Origin of the sequence: Streptomyces sp. Tu 2975 (genome assembly GCF_009832925.1) — a bacterium.
Lineage (GTDB): Bacteria > Actinomycetota > Actinomycetes > Streptomycetales > Streptomycetaceae > Streptomyces.
The window spans coordinates 5158345-5177159 of sequence record NZ_CP047140.1; the positions used below are offsets into that span (position 1 = coordinate 5158345).

16 protein-coding genes and 1 pseudogene are annotated in these 18815 nt (G+C 70.5%); 10 read left to right on the forward strand and 7 right to left on the reverse strand.

Annotation, left to right across the window (positions count from 1 at the left end; translation table 11 throughout):
* Positions 1–15: 15 nt before the first annotated feature.
* Together GLX30_RS22920 and GLX30_RS35925 are read right to left on the reverse strand one after the other, a co-directional pair.
* Positions 16–456 (reverse strand): hypothetical protein, encoded by a 441-nt coding sequence (locus GLX30_RS22920; protein ID WP_159691892.1) that lies wholly within the window; start codon positions 454–456, stop codon positions 16–18.
* A 135-nt stretch (positions 457–591) separates the two neighbouring features.
* Positions 592–1356, reverse strand: a complete 765-nt coding sequence (locus GLX30_RS35925; protein WP_208545464.1) for an RHS repeat domain-containing protein — start codon at positions 1354–1356, stop codon at positions 592–594.
* Between the two features lie 71 nt (positions 1357–1427).
* On the opposite strand from GLX30_RS35925, the gene GLX30_RS22935 reads away from it, so the two are divergent.
* The 5 genes from GLX30_RS22935 (at position 1428) to GLX30_RS22955 (ending at position 7437) form a co-directional block, all read left to right on the forward strand.
* On the forward strand, positions 1428–2039 hold the full coding sequence (locus GLX30_RS22935) for a hypothetical protein (protein ID WP_159691896.1): 612 nt from the start codon (positions 1428–1430) through the stop codon (positions 2037–2039).
* Between the two features lie 109 nt (positions 2040–2148).
* Positions 2149–2667, forward strand: a complete 519-nt coding sequence (locus GLX30_RS22940) for a SigE family RNA polymerase sigma factor (protein ID WP_159691898.1) — start codon at positions 2149–2151, stop codon at positions 2665–2667.
* Between the two features lie 529 nt (positions 2668–3196).
* On the forward strand, positions 3197–3346 hold the full coding sequence (locus tag GLX30_RS22945) for a hypothetical protein (protein WP_159691900.1): 150 nt from the start codon (positions 3197–3199) through the stop codon (positions 3344–3346).
* 337 nt (positions 3347–3683) lie between these two features.
* A complete protein-coding gene (locus GLX30_RS22950) occupies positions 3684–5900 on the forward strand; it encodes an ATP-dependent RecD-like DNA helicase (RefSeq protein ID WP_159691902.1) in 2217 nt (738 codons plus the stop codon).
* Between the two features lie 247 nt (positions 5901–6147).
* Positions 6148–7437 (forward strand): citrate synthase, encoded by a 1290-nt coding sequence (locus GLX30_RS22955; RefSeq protein ID WP_159691904.1) that lies wholly within the window; start codon positions 6148–6150, stop codon positions 7435–7437.
* Between the two features lie 384 nt (positions 7438–7821).
* Here the strand turns inward: GLX30_RS22955 and GLX30_RS22960 are convergent, their stop codons facing one another.
* From GLX30_RS22960 to GLX30_RS22975, 4 genes and pseudogenes are all read right to left on the reverse strand, one after another.
* On the reverse strand, positions 7822–10062 hold the full coding sequence (locus GLX30_RS22960; protein ID WP_347879783.1) for a heavy metal translocating P-type ATPase: 2241 nt from the start codon (positions 10060–10062) through the stop codon (positions 7822–7824).
* A 109-nt stretch (positions 10063–10171) separates the two neighbouring features.
* Positions 10172–10495, reverse strand: coding sequence for a heavy-metal-associated domain-containing protein (locus GLX30_RS22965; protein ID WP_159691907.1), 324 nt, complete (start codon positions 10493–10495; stop codon positions 10172–10174).
* Positions 10496–10739: 244 nt separating this feature from the next.
* Positions 10740–10937, reverse strand: a complete 198-nt coding sequence (locus GLX30_RS22970) for a MerR family transcriptional regulator (protein ID WP_159691909.1) — start codon at positions 10935–10937, stop codon at positions 10740–10742.
* Positions 10938–11148: 211 nt separating this feature from the next.
* Positions 11149–12059 (reverse strand): annotated as a pseudogene (locus GLX30_RS22975) (sugar phosphate isomerase/epimerase).
* A gap of 131 nt (positions 12060–12190) precedes the next feature.
* On the opposite strand from GLX30_RS22975, the gene iolC reads away from it, so the two are divergent.
* From iolC to mmsA, 5 genes are read left to right on the forward strand one after another with little or no spacing between them, the layout of a single operon-like run.
* On the forward strand, positions 12191–13270 hold the full coding sequence (iolC, locus tag GLX30_RS22980) for a 5-dehydro-2-deoxygluconokinase (protein ID WP_159691911.1): 1080 nt from the start codon (positions 12191–12193) through the stop codon (positions 13268–13270).
* Entirely contained in the window at positions 13267–14151 is an 885-nt protein-coding gene (locus GLX30_RS22985; RefSeq protein WP_159691913.1) for a deoxyribose-phosphate aldolase, read from the forward strand. Before iolC ends, GLX30_RS22985 begins: the two co-directional genes overlap by 4 nt.
* A gap of 16 nt (positions 14152–14167) precedes the next feature.
* Positions 14168–14992, forward strand: coding sequence for a 5-deoxy-glucuronate isomerase (iolB, locus tag GLX30_RS22990; RefSeq protein ID WP_159691915.1), 825 nt, complete (start codon positions 14168–14170; stop codon positions 14990–14992).
* Complete coding sequence (gene iolD, locus GLX30_RS22995; protein ID WP_159691917.1) at positions 14989–16863, forward strand: 3D-(3,5/4)-trihydroxycyclohexane-1,2-dione acylhydrolase (decyclizing); 1875 nt, start codon at positions 14989–14991, stop codon at positions 16861–16863. Before iolB ends, iolD begins: the two co-directional genes overlap by 4 nt.
* 14 nt (positions 16864–16877) lie before the next feature.
* Complete coding sequence (gene mmsA / locus GLX30_RS23000; RefSeq protein WP_159691919.1) at positions 16878–18380, forward strand: CoA-acylating methylmalonate-semialdehyde dehydrogenase; 1503 nt, start codon at positions 16878–16880, stop codon at positions 18378–18380.
* Between the two features lie 44 nt (positions 18381–18424).
* Here mmsA and GLX30_RS23005 read toward each other — a convergent pair whose 3' ends face one another.
* Positions 18425–18721, reverse strand: coding sequence for a hypothetical protein (locus tag GLX30_RS23005; protein WP_159691921.1), 297 nt, complete (start codon positions 18719–18721; stop codon positions 18425–18427).
* Positions 18722–18815 lie beyond the last annotated feature (94 nt).

The following is an 18815-nucleotide window of genomic DNA, read 5'->3' on the forward strand; positions in this document are numbered from 1 at the left end:
TGGCATTGCCGCGTGTCACTCGGTGGCCGTGAAAGCGATGCACTCGTACTCCTCCTCGAACACTACGAGCAGTCGTCGCATGTTGGACGAGAGGAGGGAAAGGTCGCGCCCTAGAGCGCTTATCAGAACCTCCGCCCAGCCGGGTGAAGTGCACTGACACTTCACCCAAGGGAAATTACGGAGGCCCGTACTGACCAGCATTGGGTTCGAAACATCGTGCTTCCTGGCCAGGGATTCGATCCAAGAGCTCAGTTCACCGCGAGAATCAGTAGTGATGGAGTAATGCGGTGGAGTCGCTGTACTTGTGAATTGCGCAAACCTAGCAGCCACCCATTCGGGGACTTCGCCGGGAAGGAGAAATTCTTCCACCACTCCATTCGGCAAACTTTGCAGGATCCGCTCTTTTTCCTTTTTCTCCTTGGCTAGCAAGATCTTCTGCTGCAACGCTTCACTCATGTAAGTGATCGCTATCCCGTGTAGTGCAAGTGGTGCTTACCGCCGACCTGCTGGTACCTCTCGCCCATCATATCTACGTTGTGTCCGCCTCCCTTGGGCTGCACCGCATGGAAATGCGGATACGGTGCGTTCGGTTCACTCGTATGTTCGGCGATCACCCGAGTACCCTGTGGTGTCTCGTATTGCTAGTAGCGGCCGTGGGCACCAGGGTTGGGGTCGTACACGTAGTTGCTCGAGCGGTGGCGTTGTGTGGGGTCGTCTCCCACCTCCCATTGCTCTACGGGCTGCTGGCTGCTGGGTACTCCTGCGCGCTCGCGTGCGGCATTTATTGCACGGGGAAAGCCCGTATGGATCGCACTCGTGGGTGAACTCGTACCGGGCGCCGTCCGGCTCAGTGCGGGCCCGTAGCAGGTCGAAGTCGGTGTATTCGAAGGTCACGGTCGCGCCGAGGGCGCTGGTGCGGCTGAGGCAGTTGCCCTCGCCGTCGTACGTCCAGGTTTCCTGGCTGCCGTCGGCTTCGGCACGGCGGGCGAGCTTTCCCTCGACGGTCCACTCCGGCCGCTCAACAGGCGCGGCCACAGGCGCAGCTCCCGGCTCACCTGCCTGCTCGACCAGTTCTCCCTGGTCGGTCGGACCAGCCACCTCGGCCAACTCCGACAGTCTGGAGAGGCGGTCAGGCCCCGATATGTCATCCCCGTACTTACTTACCACTGGATGCTGCCACGAGGGAACTTTCCGCCCGCAATGAGGTACGTCGCATGCGGTGGCGCAAAGGCGTCTCCACACATGGGCGTTCACCTGGTCCGGTGGCCGCTTCTGGCGACCGTCGCTCCCGTGGCACCGGGCGCGCCGGTGGCGGTCCCCGGGTCGGTGCGGAAAGAAGTCCTCCGACGCTGACATAGACGCGCGCGTCGTCCTCCGTCTGAGACGTGAAGGCACCACCGACCACGCACACGACCAGCGGAGGACCGATGAAGACGAAGAGGCTCGTCATGGCAGGGGTCATGGCGATGGCTCTCGCGGGTGGCGCGGGGACGGCGCTCGCCCTGGGGGGCGGATCGGCGCAGCCCGTCAGGGCCGCGGCCGGCGGCACCGACAGCGTGACGCCCGCCGCGGCCGCGACCGTGAAGGCGGCCGAGACGGGGCCGCGCGTCGTGCGGCCGTACCAGCCCGTGGAGATAGGCCAGGGCGCGAAGATGGGGCTGCTCCCGCAGGGCCGGCAGAACTATGTCGTGGCCTGGGAGGACTTCGAGGGTTCCGTCGAGCGGGCCAAGGCGTACGTCGGGGACAGCATCCGCCCGAACAGCCTCAGCGGCGGCCTGCAGACCGACGGGGACGACGCCCTGTTCTCGGGCGCGTTCCGTACCGACACGGTCCCCGCGCGCATCACCGTCCGCGTCGGCACCGGCCCCGAGCAGGCCGCGGGCATGCTGATGCTGCCGGGTGAGCCGGGCTGGGGCACGTACTACCTCGACGCGGCGGGCGCCGGTGCGCCGGAGGAGACGACCAGGGTGACCGCGTACGGGGCGGACGGCGCGGTGCTCGCCACCCTGTCGTTCGAGCCCTTCCTGGCCGGCCGCTGACGACACTCCCGCCCGTAGGGCGGCCATGTCACGCTGTTGCGCCGGCAACGAGGGAGCGGCACAACAGCGTGGCGTGCGCCGCGCGCGGACGGCGAACACGAGGACTCGCTTGAAGACGAGCGCGGAGGCGGAGTTCCGGGCGTTCGTGGTCAGCCGCTGGCCACGCATGCTCCGTACCGCCCATCTGCTGACCGGACACCACCACGACGCGGAGGACCTGGTGCAGGCTGCGCTGGCCAAGGCGTATGTGAAGTGGGAACGCGTACAAGGTGCCGACGACCCCGACTCGTACGTGTGGCGCATCATGATCAACGCCAATGTGGACCGGCTGCGGCGCACACGGCTACGCGAGTGGCTCACGACCCGCTTCCCGGAGACCGCCGCCCCGGACCGGACCGACGCCGTGACGCAGCGGGGGGCCGTGATGGAGGCGCTCGGTCAACTGCCGCCGAAGCAAAGGGCCGTGGTCGTGCTGCGCTACCTGGAGGACCGCAGTGAGAGCGAGGTGGCCCGACTGCTCGGCACCGGGATCGGTACGGTGCGCAGCCATACGGCACGCGCCCTGAAGAGACTGCGCGAGCATCCGGGCATCGTCCCGGCGCACATGACGGGGGAGCGGCAGCCGTGAACGAGGACGACATGCGACTCGGCGACGCGCTGCGCCGCGAGGCGGACGCCGTGCCCGTGGGCCCGCCGCCGGTGGACGAGGTGCTGCGCCGGGGAAGGGCAGCGCGGCGGCGCCGTACCGCCGCAGGCGCGGGCGCGGTCACCGCGCTCGCCGTCGTGCTCGCGATCGCGCCCCTGAGCGGCCGGTCACCGCACCCGGCCCCGTCCCCGCCGGCGACGGCCCCGCCGGTCACCGCCACGCCCTCGGGCGTCCGGACGGTCCAGCCGTACGAACCGGTGGCCATCGGCCGGGGCATCGGGATGGCACTGCTGCCGGACGGCCGGCAGAACTACGTCGTGGGCCCCGGCGACCTCACAGCCGCGATCGACGATGCCCGCTCCTGCACCGGGGACAACATCCGCGAGGACAGCCTCAGCTCCGGGAAGGACATCGACACCGAACAGGTCCTGTACCGGGGGCGTTCCGCACCGACAGGGTCCCTTCCAGGATCGAGGTCCGCCTCGACTCGGGCGAACGGTTCGCGGCGGCCGTGCTCCGGCTCCGGGGCGACCCGGACTGGGGCACGTACTACGCCTTCGGCGATCCGGCCCGGGCCGCGGAGGGCTGGACGGTCACCGCGTACGCGGCGGACGGCGGCGTGCTGGTGGAGCAGCACTTCGCGAACACGGCTGCTCCCTGAAGGCCACGACACCCGCGCGGGAGGAGCCGGCGTGGCCGGAACCGATCCCGGAACATGGCGGAAATTACTCCGCGCGATCGTGCAACCGTCTTTGCGTCACCGGAGTCGTATGTGTCGTCAGGGTTTCGGGGGTAGCGCATCCGGGGGGACAGCGCTGGGCCCTGGCGGGGGGAGCGTAAGGGGCCCGGTCATGGACCGGGCCCCCTCTTCGTGGCGGGCGGGGCGTGGCGACCAGCGGTGGCAGCCGTGGGACGGCGAGCCGGTCGACCCGCGGGGGCGGAAGCGGGGTTGTCCACAGGCCGCCCGCGCTGTCGGAGCGCGGCGCTAACGTCGGGGCATGTCCAATCCGGTCGCGTTCCAACCCGCGGTGCTCGAAGGCGTGCTCGAGCGGATCACGTACGCCAACGAGGAGAACGGCTACACGGTCGCCCGCGTCGACACCGGCCGTGGCGGCGACCTGCTCACCGTCGTCGGCTCGCTGCTCGGCGCGCAGGTCGGCGAGTCGCTGCGGATGGAGGGCCGTTGGGGCTCTCACCCGCAGTACGGCAAGCAGTTCACCGTGGAGAACTACACCACCGTCCTGCCGGCCACGATCCAGGGCATACGGCGCTATCTCGGCTCCGGCCTGATCAAGGGGATCGGTCCGAAGATCGCCGAGCGGATCGTCGACCACTTCGGCACGGACACCCTCGATGTCATCGAGCAGGAGCCGAAGCGGCTCATCGAGGTGCCGGGCCTCGGACCGAAGCGGACCAAGATGATCGGCGTGGCCTGGGAGGAGCAGAAGGCCATCAAGGAGGTCATGGTCTTCCTCCAAGGGGTCGGCGTCTCGACGTCCATCGCGGTGCGGATCTACAAGAAGTACGAGGACGCCTCCATCTCGGTCGTGCGGAACCAGCCGTACCGCCTGGCCGCCGATGTGTGGGGCATCGGCTTCCTGACCGCCGACAGGATCGCGCAGGCGGTGGGCATACCCCACGACAGCCCCGAGCGGGTCAAGGCAGGCCTGCAGTACGCCCTGTCCCAGTCGACCGACCAGGGGCACTGCTTCCTGCCCGAGGAGCAACTGATCGCCGACGCGGTGAAGTTGCTCCAGGTCGACACCGGACTGGTCATCGAGTGCCTCGCGGAGCTCGCGGCCGACGAGGAGGGCGTCGTGCGGGAGCGGGTGCCCGGACCGGAAGGGGGAGAGACCGTGACGGCCGTTTACCTGGTGCCGTTCCACCGCGCCGAACTGTCCCTCGCCGGGCAGGTGCGGCGGCTGCTGACCGCGCAGGACGACCGGATGCCCGCCTTCAAGGACGTCGCCTGGGACAAGGCGCTGGCCTGGCTCGCGGACCGTACGGGCGCGAAGCTGGCGCCCGAGCAGGAGGCGGCCGTCAGGCTGGCACTGACCGCCAAGGTCGCCGTGCTGACGGGCGGCCCCGGTTGCGGCAAGTCGTTCACGGTCCGCTCCATCGTCGAACTGGCCCGCGCCAAGAAGGCCAAGGTGGTGCTCGCGGCTCCCACCGGCCGCGCGGCGAAGCGGCTCGCCGAGCTCACCGGTGCCGAGGCGTCGACCGTGCACCGGCTGCTGGAGCTCAAGCCCGGCGGGGACGCGGCGTACGACAAGGACCGGCCGCTGGACGCGGACCTCGTCATCGTCGACGAGGCGTCGATGCTCGACCTGCTGCTCGCCAACAAGCTGGTCAAGGCCGTGGCGCCGGGCGCGCACCTGCTGCTGGTGGGGGACGTGGACCAGCTGCCGAGCGTGGGCGCGGGGGAGGTGCTGCGCGATCTGCTGGCGGACGGCGGTCCGGTGCCGAGCGTGCGCCTGACCCGGATCTTCCGGCAGGCTCAGCAGTCGGGTGTCATCACCAACGCCCACAGGATCAACACCGGCCTGCCGCCCATCACTTCGGGCCTCCCGGACTTCTTCCTGTTCGTCGAGGAGGAGACCGAGGACGCGGGAAGAGTGACCGTCGACGTGGCGGCCCGCCGGATCCCGGCGAAGTTCGGGCTCGACCCGCGCCGCGATGTGCAGGTCCTCGCGCCGATGCACCGCGGCCCGGCCGGTGCGGGGACGCTCAACGGGCTGCTTCAGCAGGCGATCACCCCGGCCCGTCCGGACCTCCCGGAGAAGCGGTTCGGCGGCCGGGTCTTCCGTGTCGGCGACAAGGTCACCCAGATCCGTAACAATTATGAGAAAGGGCGCAACGGCGTCTTCAACGGCACGGTCGGCGTCGTCACGGCACTGCACCCGGACGACCAGCGGCTGACCGTGCTGACGGACGAGGACGAGGAGGTGCCGTACGACTTCGACGAGCTGGACGAGCTGGCGCACGCCTACGCGGTGACCATTCACCGCTCCCAGGGCAGCGAATATCCGGCTGTGGTGATCCCGGTCACCACGGGGGCGTGGATGATGCTCCAGCGGAATCTGCTGTACACGGCCGTCACCCGCGCGAAGAGACTGGTGGTCCTGGTCGGGTCCCGTAAGGCGATAGGCCAGGCGGTCCGGACCGTTTCCGCAGGCAGGCGCTGCACCGGCCTCGCGCACCGCCTCGCCGCGTGAGCCGACGGCCGGGCCGGGCATCGCGGGCAGGGTGGTTCCGGTGCCCGCGCGCGTGGGAAACGCCACCCCACCCCCACCCCGGCTTCCGGAAGCAGGGCGAAGGGGGCAAGATGAGCAGGTTGGCGGCACTGAGTGCCGCCGATAGGCCCAATGGTCGACCCCGAGTGCACTCTCCTGAGCCAAATGGGGGATGGTAGAGACAGTCAGGGCACCTCGAAGAAGAGGCACTACGTCGGTGAGGGATGACGTGAGCGACAACTCTGTAGTACTGCGGTACGCGGACGGTGAATACACCTACCCGGTGGTCGAGAGCACCGTCGGTGACAAGGGCTTCGACATCGGGAAGCTCCGAGCCCAGACCGGTCTGGTCACCCTGGACAGCGGATACGGCAACACCGCCGCCTATAAATCCGCGATCACCTACCTCGACGGCGAGCAGGGCATTCTGCGCTACCGCGGTTACCCGATCGAGCAGCTGGCCGAGCGCTCCACCTTCCTCGAGGTGGCGTCCCTGCTGATCAACGGTGAGCTTCCGACCGTCGACGAGCTCGCCACCTTCAAGGGCGAGATCACGCAGCACACGCTGCTGCACGAGGACGTCAAGCGCTTCTTCCAGGGCTTCCCGCGCGACGCCCACCCGATGGCCATGCTGTCGTCCGTGGTCAGCGCGCTGTCGACGTTCTACCAGGACAGCCACAACCCGTTCGACGAGAAGCAGCGCCACCTTTCGACGATCCGGCTGCTCGCGAAGCTGCCGACGATCGCGGCGTACGCCTACAAGAAGTCGATCGGCCACCCCTTCGTCTACCCGCGCAACGACCTCGGTTACGTGGAGAACTTCCTGCGCATGACCTTCTCGGTCCCGGCGCAGGAGTACGAGCTCGACCCCGTCGTCGTCGCGGCGCTCGACAAGCTGCTGATCCTGCACGCGGACCACGAGCAGAACTGCTCCACGTCCACCGTGCGGCTGGTCGGCTCCTCGCAGGCGAACATGTTCGCCTCGATCTCCGCCGGCATCAGCGCCCTGTGGGGCCCGCTGCACGGCGGCGCCAACCAGTCGGTGCTGGAGATGCTCGAGGGCATCCAGGCCAACGGCGGCGATGTCGACTCCTTCATCCGCAAGGTGAAGAACAAGGAGGACGGCGTCCGTCTGATGGGCTTCGGCCACCGGGTCTACAAGAGCTTCGACCCGCGCGCGAAGATCATCAAGGCCGCGGCGCACGATGTCCTCTCGGCGCTCGGCAAGTCCGACGAGCTGCTCGACATCGCGCTGAAGCTCGAGGAGCACGCGCTCTCCGACGACTACTTCGTGTCGCGCAACCTCTACCCCAACGTGGACTTCTACACGGGTCTGATCTATCGCGCCATGGGCTTCCCGACCGAGATGTTCACCGTGCTGTTCGCGCTCGGCCGGCTTCCCGGCTGGATCGCCCAGTGGCACGAGATGATCAAGGAGCCCGGTTCCCGCATCGGCCGTCCGCGCCAGATCTACACCGGCGAGGTCCTGCGCGACTTCGTCCCGGTCGAGGCTCGCTGAGGCACCGTTCTGCCAGGGCGGGGGCCGAAGGCCCACCGCCCGAACAGCGGAAAGCGCCCCGCTGCCGATCCCCCCACGGGTCGGCGGGCGGGGCGCTTCCCATATCCCCGACAGCGGATTCCCCCCACGGGATCCGGCCGGGCGTCTGCCGCGCGCAAAGCTCGCACGCGGTATGCCGGGGTACGTACGGGAGGGCCGCTCAAAGCTCCCCGGTGCACGTGCCCCGGCCAACGCTTGCCTCTGGGACGTCCCCCAAGACATCCCATGAACGTCCCCCAAGACGTTCTCGGCATCGACCACTTAGACTCGCGACGAGCCTGAATGGTTACCCCTAAATATCTGTGATCTAGGTCTCCTTGTGAAGGTCTTGTGACCTGTTTGTAGTCACGAGAAGGAGCGCAGCCGCAGACTGTTGAACACCACAAAAACGGACGAAAAGGCCATGGTAAAGCCCGCGATCATGGGGTTGAGCAGGCCGGATGCCGCCAGCGGCAGTGCCGCCACGTTGTAGCCAAAGGCCCAGTAAAGATTGCCTTTGATCGTGGCCAGAGTCCGCCGTGCGAGACGGATCGCGTCAGCCGCGACCCGCAGGTCGCCCCTCACAAGGGTGAGATCTCCCGCCTCGATGGCCACATCCGTTCCGGTGCCCATCGCCAGGCCCAGATCCGCCGTGGCCAGCGCGGCCGCGTCGTTCACGCCGTCGCCGACCATCGCGACGGTGCGGCCCTGTGCCTGGAGCCGTTGGACCACGGACACCTTCTCCTCGGGCATGACCTCCGCGTACACCTCCTCAACGCCCACCTCGGCCGCCACCTTCGCGGCCACGGCCCTGGTGTCGCCCGTCAGCAGGACGGGGGTGAGGCCGAGGGCCCGCAGTTCCCGTACGGCCTCGGCGCTGGTGTCCTTGACGGCGTCGGCGACGGTGAGGACGCCGAGGGCCTTGCCGTCCCGCGCGGCGAACACGGCCGTACGGCCGCTGTCGTCGGCCGCCGCGCGAAGGAGGTCCCCGGGCAGCTCGACCCCGGCCTCCTCCAGCAGCCGTGCCCGGCCGACCAGCACCTCATGGCCCTCGACGGCACCCCGCACGCCGAGGCCCGGCACGTTCACGAACTCCTCGGCAGCGGGCAGCCGCTTCTTGAGGCGTTCCGCCGCGCCCTCGGCGACAGCGCGCGCGACGGGATGCTCGGAGGCCTGCTCCAGTGCGCCCGCCAGTCGCAGCAGCTCCGTGGCCTCGGCGGTCTCCGCCGGGTGCACGCCCTGAAGCGTCATCCGGCCCGTGGTGACCGTCCCGGTCTTGTCCAGGACGACGGTGTCGACCCTGCGGGTGGACTCCAGCACCTCGGGCCCCTTGATGAGGATGCCCAGTTGCGCGCCCCGTCCGGTGCCGACCATCAGCGCCGTCGGGGTGGCGAGTCCCAGGGCGCACGGACAGGCGATGATCAGCACGGCCACGGCCGCGGTGAAGGCGGCCGTCGTGTCACCGGTCGCCCCCAGCCACCCGCCGAGTGTGGCGGCGGCGATCAGCAGGACGACGGGGACGAAGACCGCCGAGATCCGGTCGGCGAGCCGCTGCACCTCTGCCCTGCCGTTCTGGGCGTCCTCCACGAGCTTCGCCATCCGGGCGAGCCGGGTGTCCGCGCCGACGGAGGTGGCCTCGACGACGAGGCGGCCGGCGGTGTTGAGCGTCGCGCCGGTGACCGGCTCGCCCGGCCACACGTCGACCGGCACCGACTCCCCGCTGAGCATCGAGGCGTCGACGGCGGAGGCGCCCTCCACGACGACGCCGTCGGTGGCGATCTTCTCTCCGGGCCTCACGACGAACCGGTCACCGACGGCGAGCCGGTCGACCGGTACGCGGACCTCCGTGCCGTCCCGCAGGACGGCGACTTCCTTGGCGCCCATGTCCATCAGCGCCCGCAACGCGGCGCCCGCCTGCCGCTTGGAGCGTGCCTCGAGGTAGCGGCCGAGCAGGATGAAGACGGTCACGCCGGCGGCGACCTCGAGATAGATCACCGAAGCGCCGTCCGTACGGCCGACCGTGAGGTCGAAGCCGTGGCGCATGCCGGGCATGCCCGCGGTGCCGAAGAACAGCGCCCACAGCGACCAGCCGAAGGCGGCCAGCGTGCCGGTGGACACCAGGGTGTCCATGGTGGCGGCGCCGTGGCGCAGATTGGTCCATGCGGCCCGGTGGAAGGGAAGGGCACCCCAGACCACCACGGGCGCGGCGAGGGTCAGCGAGAGCCACTGCCAGTTGTCGAACTGAAGCGGGCCGATCATCGACATCAGGACGACCGGCGCGGCGAGCAGCGCGGAGACGACGAGCCGTCGCCGCAGGGCGTCCTGCTCGGTGGCGGGGCCGGTGCCGGTCCCCGGGCCTGCGGGGTGCGCCGGGTCCGGGGCGGGAGCGGGCAGCGGCGGCTCCTCGGCGGTGTAGCCGGTCTTCACCACGGTGGCGATCAGGTCCGCGACCTCGGTGCCCGCCGGGTACGAGACGCGGGCCTTCTCCGTCGCGTAGTTGACCGTGGCGGTGACGCCGTCCATGCGGTTCAGCTTCTTCTCGACGCGAGCCGCGCAGGACGCGCAGGTCATGCCGCCGATGGTGAGCTGTACCTCGGATGTTTCCACGCTCAGGACTCCACGCACTCGGCCGGGCCGTACCCCACCAGTATCCGGCCCGGCCGGAAACCGATGGCGTGCGGCCCGGCCTTGAACGGCGCCGGGGAGGCGGGGGCGCTCAGGCCCTGCCCACCAGCTCATAGCCGGCCTCGTCGACGGCGGCGTGTACGGCGGCCTCGTCCAGCGGGGCCTTGGAGACCACGGTGACCTGCCCGGTGGCGGCGACGGCCGTCACGGAGCTGACGCCGGGGAGCTCGGAGATCTCGCTGCTGACGGCGCCTTCGCAGTGGCCGCAGGTCATGCCGGTCACCTGGTAGACGGTGGTGATGCCGTCGGTCCCCGCGTCCGCGGCGGAGTCGTGGCAGGACCCGGTGGACGAGCAGCAGGAGCCGGTCGCCGCGGTGTCCTCGATCTCGATGCCGGCCTTCGTCTCGGCGGTCATGGCGTTCTCCGTTTCGGTGGTTCGACGTACGCGCGGTTGCGTGCGTAGGGACATGGTGCGCCCGTGGGGGCGGTGGATGTCGCACCCTCCGGCGCCATGACAGCCACTATACCCCTAGGGGGTATCGATCGGTAACGCCGCGCCGCGAGGGCGGCGCGGGTCGCGCGGAAGCGCGTGTCCTTGTCGCACCAGAGCGGCCCCGCACCGTCACCGGTGCGGGGCCGCTCCCGTGCCGAGGCGCCTCTCACTCCCTGCGGCCCCTGTTCCCGGGCCGGTTCGCCACCCAGCGGCGGACCGTGTCCGCGTACCAGTACGGCCTTCCGGCCTCCACGTGGTCGGGCGGCGGCAGCAGGCCGTGCTTGCGGTACGAGCGGACGGTGTCCGGCTGCACCTTGATGTGCGCGGCGATGTCCTTGTAGGACCAGAGCCTTCTGTCCGTCATGTGGGGCACCTCCCTGCGTGCGCAGCAGAGGCGGTCGGTATGCCGTCGGGGGAGCTGCCGCGCGGACGCTGGCGATCACTGAGCCTGTGCCCGTTGAACGATGTGCGGTGGCGGAGAGAGTGCGGCTGTCGACGGTCTGTGACGTAAGGCGCGCGTAATGGAGACAAGCGTGATGAGCGGGCGACAACAGTGACAGATGTGGTGCAGAGCGTCAGACGCCGCAGGAGCGGAGAAAACCGCGTGTGCGTTCGGCGATCGGGAACGGCTTGTCCGGCGGACACGGATACATGTCCTGCTCGACGATGGCGAACAGGTCCACGCCCAGCGACTGCGCGGCGGCCAGTACCGGTTCGAGGGCGGGCACCCCGGCCGGCGGCTCGCACATCACCCCACGGCCCACCGCGGGTCCGAAGGGCACCTCCTCGGCGACGACTTGGGCCAGGACGGCCGGATCCACCTGCTTGAGGTGGAGGTAGCCGATCCGCTCCCCGTAGGTCTCGATGAGCTTGACGCTGTCGCCGCCGCAGTAGGCGTAGTGGCCGGTGTCCAGGCAGAGCGAGACCCGGTCGGGGTCGGTGGCGTCGAGGAGACGCGCGACGTTCTCCTCGGTGTCGATATGGGTGTCCGCGTGCGGATGGACGACGATCCGCAGGCCGTAACGCTCACGCACCTCATGGCCCAGTCGTTCGGTCTGGGCCGCCAGATCGCGCCACTGCTCGGGGGTGAGCGTCCGGTCCTCGAGCACCCGGCCCGTCTTGTCGTCACGCCAGAAGGACGGGATCACCACCAGATGCGAAGCCCCATCGCCTGTGTGAGCGCCGCGATGTCGGACACATGGGCCCATGTCTCGTCCCAGACGGCCGGACCGCGGTGAAGACCGGTGAAGACGGTCCCCGCCGAGACCTTGAGGCCGCGTCGCCGGGTCTCCTCGGCCAGGTGGGCCGGGTCGGTCGGCAGATAGCCGTAAGGGCCGAGCTCGATCCACTCGTAACCCGCGCCGGCCACCTCGTCCAAAAAGCGCTGCCAGGGGACCTGACGGGGATCGTCGGGGAACCACACCCCCCAGGAGTCGGGGGCCGAGCCGACCCGGATGCGGTTCAGGGCGGGGACGGATGAGGTCATGCCGGTCAGCTTTCCGGCCGCCGGAGAAAGGTGTCAAGGCTTGGTCCGAATGTAAGGACAAAATGTTGACAGGGTTCGCGGGAGCGGGCTAGACCTGAGTCACGCCGGCGGTTCGAACCGAAGGGACGCGCATGCCTCAGCCGTATGACGTGATCACGATGGGCCGGATCGGGGTCGACCTCTATCCGCTGCGCGCCGGGGTCCCGTTGGCGCAGGTCGACACGTTCGGCAAGTTCCTCGGCGGTTCGGCGGCGAACGTCGCCGTCGCCTCGGCCAGGCTGGGCCGGCGGACCGCGCTGATCACCCGGACCGGGCAGGACGCCTTCGGTGAGTATCTGCACCAGGCGCTGCGGGAGTTCGGCGTGGACGACCGCTGGGTCACCCCCGTGGACGCGTACCCGACGCCGGTCACCTTCTGCGAGATCTTCCCGCCGGACCACTTCCCCCTCTACTTCTACCGGCAGCCGAAGGCGCCCGATCTGGAGATCCGGACAGGCGAGTTGGACCTGGGGCAGATCCGTGACGCACGAGTCTTCTGGGTGACCGGTACGGGGCTGTGCGCGGAGCCCAGCCGGTCCGCCACACTCGCCGCCCTGGCGCACCGGGCCCGCTCGGGGACGACCGTCTTCGACCTCGACTGGCGGCCCATGTTCTGGTCCGACCCGGACGAGGCGCGGCCCTTCTACGCGCAGGTTCTGGCCCACGCCACCGTCGCCGTCGGCAATCTCGAGGAGTGCGAGGTCGCCACCGGCGAGCACGAGCCGCTCGCCGCCGCGCAGGCGCTCCTAGCCGCCGGCGCCGAACTCGCGGTCGTCAAACAGGGCCCCAAAGGCGTGCTCGCCCTGCACCGCGACGGCACCCTGGCCGAGGTCCCGCCCGTGCCGGTCGACGTCGTCAACGGCCTCGGCGCCGGTGACGCGTTCGGCGGGGCGCTGTGCCACGGGCTGCTCGCCGGTCAGAAGTTGGAGCAGACGATGCGGTACGCCAACGCGGCGGGGGCGATCGTCGCGTCGCGGCTCGCCTGCTCGACGGCGATGCCGTACCCGCGGGAGGTGGAGACCGTCCTCGCGGGCGGCCCGCCACCGCCGGACCCCAGCCCGCCCCCGGCCCCGCCGGGCACCACCCCGCCCCCGCCCGCACCGGGCCGGCCCTCACCCCGTCCGGCCCCGCCGAAGGGGGACCGGGACGAGGCGCGCGGGGAGCCGTCGTGAGCCGCGTCGACATCGCCGAGCTCGTCGGCATCCGCACCCGCCACCCGGAAGCGGTCGCCGAAGCGGCCGTCCGCAGACGGCGGCGGCCCGCGCTCCTCGGCGACAGCGGACGGCTGATGATCATCGCCGCCGATCATCCCGCCCGCGGAGCGCTCGCCGTCGGCGACCGCCCCCTCGCCATGGCCAACCGCCTCGACCTGCTGGAGCGGCTCTGCCTCGCGCTGTCCCGGCCCGGCGTCGACGGCGTCCTCGCCACCGCCGACATACTCGACGACCTGCTGCTCCTGGGCGCCCTCGACGACAAGGTCGTCATGGGCTCCATGAACCGGGGAGGCCTCGCCGGCGCCGCCTTCGAACTCGACGACAGATTCACCGGGCACCGGGCGCGCGACCTCGAACGGCTCGGCTTCGACGCGGGCAAACTACTGCTCCGCATCGACTACGACGACCCGGCCTCCCTCGCCACCCTGGACGCCGCCGCCCGCGCCGTCGACGAGATGGCGGAGCGTCAGCTGCCCGTCTTCATAGAGCCGTTCATCTGCCACCGTACCGACGGGCGGCTCCGCAACGATCTCAGCGCCGAGGCCGTCACCCTGTCCATCGCCATCGCCTCCGGGCTGGCCGGCACCTCCGCGTACAGCTGGCTGAAGGTGCCCGTCACCGACGATCCCGACGACATGCGGACGGTGCTGGAGACCTCCACCCTGCCGGCGGTGCTGCTCGGCGGTGAGATAGGCGACGACCAGGACGGCGCCTACGAGAAATGGCGCGGCGCGCTGCAACTGCCCACGGTGCAGGGACTGGTGGTGGGCCGTTCACTGCTCTATCCGGTCGACGGCGACGTGGCGGACGCGGTCGACACGGCCGTCGGACTGCTCTAGGGGGTACGCACAAGGCATGGACGACAACACCGAGCAGCAAAGTCTCCACGTCCCGGCGGGCAGCGCCGCGAGCGCGCCGTACGCCCTGAGCATCGGACCCGACCGGGCGGGGTGGGCGTACTCCGCCCTTCGGGTGCTCGAGCTTCCGCCGGGCGGGTCGCATCTGCTGACCGCCGGCGACAGCGAGTGGATCGTGCTGCCGCTCACCGGCGGTTGCACCGTGCACACGCAAGGCGGGATCTTTGAACTGCAGGGGCGGGAAAGCGTGTTCGGCGGAGTGAGCGACTTCGCCTACGTGCCGCGTGACGCCCATGCCCAGATCGCCTCCGGCGCGGGAGGCCGCTTCGCCCTGGCAGGAGCGAGGTGCGAGCGCCGACTCCCCGCTCGCTACGGCCCCGCGCCGGAGGTACCCGTCGAGGCCCGCGGCAGCGGCAGCCAGGCGCGCGAGGTCCACAACTTCGCCGCGGCGGACGCCTTCGAATGCGACCGCCTGATCGCCGTCGAAGTGCTCACCCCCGGTGGCAACTGGTCCTCCTACCCGCCGCACAAGCACGACGAGCACCGACCGGGCGAGGAGAGCGAGCTCGAGGAGATCTACTACTTCGAGATCGACCGCGGCGGCCTCGGCTACCAGCGCGTCTCCCCGTCCCGTCCCGGCGGCGCCGACCTCCTCGCAGAGGTCCGCACCGGCGACGCCGTCCTCGTGCCCGACGGCTGGCACGGCCCGTCCATCGCCGAGCCGGGCCACACCATGTACTACCTCAATGTGATGGCGGGCCCCGGCGACGACCGCCAGTGGCTGATCCGCTTCCACCCCGACCGCACGGAGGGATACCGGTGACCACCCGACGGCTGACCACCGCCCAGGCCCTCGTCGCGTTCCTCGCGCGCCAGTACACCGAGCGCGACGGCCGCCGCCACCGGCTCATCGGCGCCACGTGGGGCATCTTCGGCCATGGGAACGTGGCGGGCGTGGGCCAGGCACTGCTCGAAACCCACCAGGAGATGCCCTATCTCCAGGGCCGCAACGAACAGGCCATGGTCCACGCGGCCGTCGGCCACGCCCGCCAGTCGCGCCGGCTCTCCGCGCAGGCCGTCACCACGTCCATCGGCCCCGGCGCCACCAACCTGGTCACCGGCGCGGCACTGGCCACGATCAACCACCTCCCCGTGCTGCTGCTCCCCGGCGACACCTTCGCCACCCGGCCCGCCGACCCGGTCCTCCAGCAGCTCGAAGTGCCCTACGCCGGCGATGTGTCGGTCAACGACTGCCTGCGTCCCGTCTCCCGCTGGTTCGACCGGATCGTCCGCCCGGAGGCGCTGGTGCCCGCCGCGCTCCAGGCCGTGCGGGTCCTGACCGACCCGGCGCAGACCGGCGCGGTCACGCTCGCGCTTCCACAGGACGTGCAGGCGGAGGCGTACGACTGGCCCGAGGAGTTCTTCGCCGAGCGGACGTGGCAGATCCGCCGGCCGCGCCCCGACGCGGAGGCACTGGCACAGGCGGCGGCCGCCGTGCGCTCCGCCCGACGGCCGCTGCTCGTCGCCGGCGGCGGCGTGCACCACTCGGAGGCGGAGGAGGCGCTGCGCGCGTTCGCCGACGCGACCGGCATCCCGGTCGCCTCCACCCAGGCGGGCAAGGGATCGCTGCCGTACGACCACCCGTGCGACGTCGGCGGCATCGGTCACACCGGTACCGCCACCGCCGACGACCTGGCCCGCACCGCGGACCTGGTGATCGGCGTCGGCACGCGCTGGTCCGACTTCACCACGGCCTCCTCGACACTGTTCCGGCATGAGACGGTCCGTTTCGTCAACCTCAACATCACCGCGTTCGACGCCCACAAGATGTCCGGTCTCTCCGTCGTCGCCGACGCGCGCGCCGGCCTCGAGGAACTCACCGCGGCGCTCGGGGACCACCGCGTCGACGACGACCACCGGGCGCGGTACACCTCGGCGAAGGCGGCGTGGGAGGAGCGGGTCACCGCGGCCTTCACCGCGCGGGACCCCGACGCCGCCCCCACGCAGGCACAGGTCCTCGGCGCACTCGACGCCCTGGTGACCGGCGACGACATCCTCGTCAACGCGGCCGGCTCCCTCCCTGGCGACCTGCACAAGCTGTGGCGCAGCCGGTCCGCCGACCAGTACCACGTCGAATACGGCTACTCCTGCATGGGCTACGAGATCCCCGCCGCCATCGGTGTCGCCATGGCGGCCCCCGGCCGGCCGGTGTGGGCGCTCGTCGGCGACGGCACGTACCTCATGAACCCGACCGAGATCGTCACCGCCGTCCAGGAGGGCGTCCCGATCCGGATGGTCGTCCTGCAGAACCACGGATACGCCTCCATCGGCGGACTCTCCGAGTCGGTGGGGGCGGAGCGCTACGGCACGGCCTACCGCCACCGGGCAGCCGACGGGTCCTTCACCGGCCCGCCGCTGCCCGTCGATCTCGCCGCCAACGCCGAGTCCCTCGGGATGCGGGTGATCCGCGCCCGCAGCGTGCGTGACCTGCGTGAAGCTTTGGCCGAGGCCCGTGCGGCCGACGTGCCCACATGTGTCTACGTGGAGACCGGAACGGCAGACACTGTGTCGGGCCCGCCCGGCGCACAGGCGTGGTGGGATGTTCCTGTGGCCGAGACCGCGACCCGCCCGTCGGCGGTGAAGGCCCGTGAGGAGTACGACCGGCAGGCCGCCGCCCGACGCCGCCATCTCTGAAGGAGCTTTTCGTCATGACGAAGACCGTCAACCACTGGATCGGTGGCAAGACCGTCGAAGGTGCGTCGGGGAACTGGGGCCCGGTCACGGACCCGGCGACGGGAGCCGTCACCACCCGGGTCGCTCTCGCCTCCGCCGACGAGGTCGGCGCGGCCGTGGCCGCGGCCCGGGAGGCGTACGCGACGTGGGGCACCTCTTCGCTGGCCCAGCGCACCGCGGTCCTCTTCCGCTACCGCGCCCTGCTCGACGCGCACCGCGACGACATCGCGGCCCTGATCACCGCCGAGCACGGCAAGGTGCACTCCGACGCGCTCGGCGAGGTGGCCCGCGGCCTCGAGATCGTGGAGCTGGCCTGCGGCATCACCACCCAGCTCAAGGGCGAGCTGTCGACCCAGGTCTCCAACCGGGTCGACGTGTCCTCCATCCGCCAGCCCCTCGGTGTCGTCGCCGGCATCACCCCCTTCAACTTCCCGGCGATGGTGCCGATGTGGATGTTCCCGCTGGCCATCGCCTGCGGAAACACCTTCGTCCTCAAGCCGAGCGAGAAGGACCCCTCGGCCGCCAACCTGCTCGCCGAGCTGGCGGGGGAGGCCGGTCTGCCCGACGGCGTGCTGAACGTCGTGCACGGCGACAAGGTGGCCGTCGACGCGCTGCTCGCGCACCCGGACGTGGCCGCGGTGTCGTTCGTCGGCTCCACCCCGATCGCCCGCTACATCCACACCACCGCCTCCGCCAACGGCAAGCGCGTCCAGGCCCTGGGCGGTGCCAAGAACCACATGCTGGTCCTGCCGGACGCCGACCTCGACGCCGCCGCGGACGCCGCGGTGTCGGCGGCGTACGGCTCGGCGGGCGAGCGCTGCATGGCGATCTCCGCGGTCGTCGCCGTCGGCGCGATCGGTGACGAGCTGGTGGACAAGATCCGCGAGCGCGCCGAGAAGATCAAGATCGGTCCGGGCGACGACCCGACCTCCGAGATGGGCCCGCTGATCACGGCCGCCCATCGCGACAAGGTCGCCTCCTACGTCACCGGCGCGGCAGCTCAGGGCGCGGAGGTCGTCCTCGACGGCACCGGCTGCACCGTCGACGGCTTCGAGGACGGCCACTGGATCGGGCTGTCCCTGCTCGACAAGGTCGCCACGGACTCCGACGCCTACCGCGACGAGATCTTCGGCCCGGTGCTGTGCGTGCTGCGGGCGGAGACGTACGAGGACGGCGTGGCGCTGATCAACGCCTCACCGTTCGGCAACGGCACCGCGATCTTCACCCGCGACGGCGGCGCCGCCCGCCGCTTCCAACTGGAGATCGAGGCCGGAATGGTCGGCGTGAACGTGCCGATCCCCGTACCGGTCGGTTACCACTCCTTCGGTGGCTGGAAGGACTCGCTCTTCGGCGACCACCACATCTACGGCAACGACGGCGTGCACTTCTACACGCGCGGCAAGGTCGTCACCACCCGCTGGCCCGACCCGGCGGACGCCCCGGTGGGCGTGGACCTGGGCTTCCCGCGCAACCACTGAGACGCGTGTGACGCGGCCCGTGCGGAACCGCACGGGCCGCGTTTTCAGTACACGTCGTCCAACGCATGGACGACGGCCCGCAGTTCGCGTGCGGCGCGACGGGGGAGGGCGAGCACGGCGCCCTCGAGCATCTCGCGGGCGCGGAGGGGATCACCGCAGCAGAGCCACTCGGTGCACCCGCTCTCGTCGTCCTGCCACAGTCTCCGGTCGGGCCGGCCGACGAAGCCCCGCCACAGCGCGAGGGACTCGGCGACGGCGCCGCTCCACAGGTAGTTGCGGGTCTCCTCGATGCGCACGATCTCGTACAGCGTGCGCCGTGAGACGCCGTGAACGGGCCGCATCCGGTTCTTCCGGCACCGCTCCCGCACCCGCTGCTCGGCACGAACGTGCCCCGGCCGCCTACGCGGCATGACCTCCGAAGGTGTTCACGGGTGC